The sequence below is a fragment of the Azohydromonas lata genome, from assembly GCF_034427735.1.
Lineage (GTDB): Bacteria > Pseudomonadota > Gammaproteobacteria > Burkholderiales > Burkholderiaceae_C > Azohydromonas > Azohydromonas lata.
Map to the genome: position 1 here is coordinate 1 of NZ_JAXOJX010000149.1, position 3,650 is coordinate 3,650.

4 protein-coding genes are annotated in these 3,650 nt (G+C 62.9%); 2 read left to right on the forward strand and 2 right to left on the reverse strand.

Translation table 11 applies throughout. The annotated features are described in order from the left end of the window. Both SM757_RS34550 and SM757_RS34555 read left to right on the forward strand, forming a co-directional pair. Positions 1 to 223, forward strand: a 223-nt coding sequence (locus tag SM757_RS34550; RefSeq protein ID WP_322468800.1) for a hypothetical protein, incomplete at its 5' end; no start/stop codon positions are given. 34 nt (positions 224 to 257) lie between these two features. Then, a complete protein-coding gene (locus tag SM757_RS34555; RefSeq protein WP_322468801.1) occupies positions 258 to 1,409 on the forward strand; it encodes a branched-chain amino acid ABC transporter substrate-binding protein in 1,152 nt (383 codons plus the stop codon). 186 nt (positions 1,410 to 1,595) lie between these two features. Here SM757_RS34555 and SM757_RS34560 read toward each other — a convergent pair whose 3' ends face one another. Beyond that, entirely contained in the window at positions 1,596 to 2,660 is a 1,065-nt protein-coding gene (locus SM757_RS34560; protein WP_322468802.1) for a GlxA family transcriptional regulator, read from the reverse strand. Positions 2,661 to 3,289: 629 nt separating this feature from the next. Then, positions 3,290 to 3,650, reverse strand: a 361-nt coding sequence (locus SM757_RS34565) for a hypothetical protein (RefSeq protein ID WP_322468803.1), incomplete at its 5' end; no start/stop codon positions are given.

Sequence of the window (3,650 nt, forward strand, 5' to 3'; positions counted from 1 at the left end):
CGTGATCAGCAAGGCCAGCTTCACCGTGCTGCGCAGCGACGCGCAGGGTGTGGCGCTGGTGTTCCGGCGCAGCTTTGCGGACTACATCTGGAAGCTCATCGAGCGCACGGCGCGGCCCTACGGGCTGCAGCTCGTGGAGCCGCGCCGCTGCGCCGATCCGCTGCTGTCGCCGCTGCTGGCCGGAACGTCCGAGCCGACCAAGCGCCATCTGCAGCCGGCCTGATCCCGATCACCGTCACAAGGAGAGGACTCCAGCCATGAAACAGGCTCCCAAGAAGTCAAGCGCGGCGCTGTGCGCCACCCTGCTCGCGCCGCTGGCGCTGGCCGCTGCATCCTTCGCCGCGCAAGCGCAGGAGGTGGTGAAGATCGGCTTCACCGGCCCGCTGTCCGGCGGCCAAGCGGCCTACGGCGTGGACAACCGCGACGGCCTGCTGCTGGCGGTAAAGGAGCTCAACGCCAAGGGCGTGCAGGTGGCCGGCAAGAAGGTGACGTTCGAGGTGGTGGCGCAGGACGACGGCGCCGATCCCCGCCAGGGCGTGGCCGTTGCGCAGGTGCTGGCGGACGCCAAGGTCCATTACGTCGTGGGCCCGTACAACTCCGGCGTGGCCATCCCCGCGGGCCGCGTCTACAACGAGGCGGGCATGCTCATGCTCACCGTGGCGTCCAACCCCAAGGTGACGCAATTGGGCTATCCGCGGCTGTTCCGCGTTGGCGTGAACGACGCGCAGGTCGGCATTGCCATGGCGGCCTACGCCGCCAAGGACATGAAGGCCAAGAACGTGGCGGTGATCGACGACCGCACCGCTTACGGCCAGGGCCTGGTGGCCGAGTTCATGGCCGAAGCCAAGCGCCAGGGCATGAACGTCGTGAAGCAGGAATTCACCACCGACAAGGCCACGGATTTCACCTCCATCCTGACCTCCATACGCAGCGCCAAACCGGACGCGGTGTTTTATGGCGGCTATTCCTCGCAGGCCGGCCCCATGCTGCGCCAGATGGTGTCGCTGGGTATCAACGCCAAATTGTTGGGCGGCGACGGCATTTGCACCACCGAGACCAGCCGGCTCAGCGGCAACGTGGCTGACGGGAATGTGCTGTGCACGCAGGCCGGCGTGATATTGGGCCAAGCCGATGCCGGCCGCGCCTTTGCAGCCAAATACAAGGCCGCCTACAACCGCGACCCGCTGACCTACGCCGTGTCCTTTTATGACGCCGCGATGCTGCTGGCCGACGCCATGCAGAAAACCGGCTCCACCGACCCCGGCAAATTGAGTGAATTCCTGGCCAAGGGCGCTTACCAGGGGGTGGCCGGCGAGTATTCCTTCACCGACAAGCACGACCTGAAATCATCGCCGGTGAGCGTTTATGGCTTCAAGGGTGGCCAGCCGCAGGCCGTGGCGTCCTTGTGAATATCTCGGGGTGATTGGGCGGCAAGAGCGCCCAACGTTCATGGCCGCGACAGCAATGTCGCGGCCTTTTTTATGGGCAGGCAACAAATGTCCAGCCTTTTGTACCCACACCGCGCAGACAAATAAAAAAGCCGCCCTTGCGGGCGGCTTGGAGATTTGATCCGCTGGTTGCGGAAATGACGGCGGTCAGGACACGTACATCGGCATGCTCACAGCAGCCCTGGATGGCGGGCGGCGGGCGGCGGTATCTGCCGATACGCCCACGTGCACCAATCCCTGGCTGCCGCCCTGGCGGCGGTGCTCGCTGGGAGAATGTCCGAACAGGGCCCGATAGGCCTTGCAGAAATGGGAAGCCGTCTGGAAGCCGCAGGCGACGGTGATTTGCATGATGGGCGCGCTGGTATGCGACAGCAATTCCCGCGCGCGCCGCAAACGCAGCGTCAAATAATGCTGCGCGGGCGTGACGTTGTAGTAGCGGTGGAACAGGCGCTCCAACTGGCGCAGCGAAATACCGGCTGCATCCGCGATTTCCGACAGCGTCAGCGGCTCCTCGATGTTGGCCGACATCAGCTCGGCCGCCTCCACCAGGTGTTCGTAGCCGGGGCCGACGAATTCCGGCTGGGGGAGTTTTTGCTGGTCGGACTGGTCGCGCACGCGATCGACGATGAATTGTTCCGAAATCGCCATGGCCAGCTTGTTGCCGTGGTGGGCGCGGACCATGTGAATCATCAGGTGCAGGGGCGCGATGCCGCCGGAGGCGGTGACGCGCTCACGGTCGATCACGAACACTTCCAGAGCGAAATGCACCTTGGGATGGGATTCGCGCAGCGCCACCAGATTCTCCCAATGCACGGCACAGCGATAACCATCCAACACGCCGGCGGCAGCCAGCGCGTGGGTGCCCGTGCACAGCGCGCCCAGGGCCTGGCCGCGCGCGACGCGGCGGCGCAAATCCTGGACCACGCTGTCGGAAATCGCCTTTTGAACCTCCACGCCGCCGCAGACAAATACCAGGTCGCACGCATCCAGGGACTGCAGATCGCCTGAATCCGCTACCGTCAAACCATTGCTGGCGGCGGATTGGGAACCATTGGCCGATACCACGGTCCAGGTATAGAGCTGCTGCCGGCTCAGAAGGTTGGCCATGCGCAGCACCTCCACCGCGTTGGTGAAGGCAATCATCGAATAATTTTCAAGCAGCAAAAAACCAAAATGCCTAACCTTGGGATCGGGAATCGAGGATGCAACCATGGCGTGGGACCTTTGTCGTCGGATGAACTGCTGTGCGACTGGACGCTTGCTTTGCCCCTACTGACAGCTTTCAACCTGAATATGTTGCGGTTTGAAAGCTCGTGGAGAGACGAAGTTGTCTCAGCGTCGAATGAAGACCCCGGATGACATGGACTTCAAATTTGCCCCCGGGTAGACACAGGTCAAAGCGCAAGACCTATGCCAACGCCAAACTCCTCAAAGACTGTTGGAAACGCCTTGATTTGCCGCCTGGATGGGTTTTTTGCACCATCATCCGTGTCCGTGATCAAACATTGAGGCCACTTGGCGGTGCAGGCTGCACCAGTGCAGTGCCGCTGCAACCTGAATTTCACAGGAATTTAGTCCGCCTGAATACAGGGAATTACACCAAATTCCCAGCCATAAGCCTGGAAATTTGATTATTTACTTGCTTGTTGTGCTTGATCTGTGATAAGTAGCGATAATTTGCTTTTGCACGCGCAAGACTTTATGGCGCCGGCATAAAGGTCGCGCCAATTGCAAGTGGCGTATCAGAAAGCAAAAACCCGGCCGACCACGCAGGGTGGCCGGCCGGGCTAGCTAAATAGCCTCAAGAATTTTCCCGGGGCTCGACCCGGGTTTCGCCAGAATCAGTTCGGCGCCTGCACCAGGGCCAGCTTGCGCAAATGGTCCAGCAGGGCTTGCGCCTTCTCCATGGCCGAGCCGTCGCGGATGACGGCGCCGCTTTTCTTGCCCGTGTCCGCCGTGCCCGTGGCCTTGGCCATGCGCGCGGCACCGCTCTCGTTGGAGACGGGCGCCAGTGCACGGCGCTGCTTGCGCGCGGGCTCGAAGTGCCATTCGGGGTGGGCTGAAGCCGCGCCAGCCGGCGTGGGGACGTTGCGGTCCAGCACCTTGCCCTCTTGCGCCGCCACCCAGGCATGGCGCAGCGGCAAGTCCTCGCGCTGGGGCAGGCGCGCGCTGGTCACGAGCACGGCGGCGGTGCCGGGCTCC

What these genes read in the sequence shown, in the direction of transcription:
- SM757_RS34555 (WP_322468801.1), top strand. Translation starts at nt 258, where the DNA reads ATGAAACAGGCTCCCAAGAAGTCAAGCGCGGCGCTGTGCGCCACCCTG.
- SM757_RS34560 (WP_322468802.1), bottom strand. Translation starts at nt 2,660, where the DNA reads ATGGTTGCATCCTCGATTCCCGATCCCAAGGTTAGGCATTTTGGTTTT.